The organism is Idiomarina sp. Sol25, assembly GCF_033052775.1.
In the GTDB taxonomy this organism is placed as follows: Bacteria; Pseudomonadota; Gammaproteobacteria; order Enterobacterales; family Alteromonadaceae; genus Idiomarina.
In genome coordinates, this window is record NZ_JAUPEW010000150.1 from 1 (window position 1) to 263 (window position 263).

General features: G+C 54.4%; 1 protein-coding gene. It reads right to left on the reverse strand.

What is annotated here, in order from left to right:
- A partial coding sequence (locus Q5L94_RS13820; protein ID WP_317498929.1) for a hypothetical protein occupies positions 1–206 on the reverse strand: 206 nt, incomplete at its 3' end.
- Between the last annotated feature and the right edge of the window lie 57 nt (positions 207–263).

Genomic DNA, 263 nt, shown 5'->3' on the forward strand with positions numbered 1-263 from the left:
GAGAAATGCGGATCGCTGGACCGGCCAACAAGCGTTAGGGCATCGTTAGCTTCAGTCGCCCCGTAGAAACGGAACTCAGCAAAATCTACATAAGGATATCGCGGGCCAGAGAGAGTGATCCGATCAACGCCCTCATGAGCCCACCAATCTAGCGGAGCAACGTAGTCAAAGTTTCTGGCGCGAGCCTGATGTGTGCCAGCGGGCACATACCCACGACTGTGCCCTTCCGCGTTTTGTGTGCGGATCTCGATTTCATAATTTCG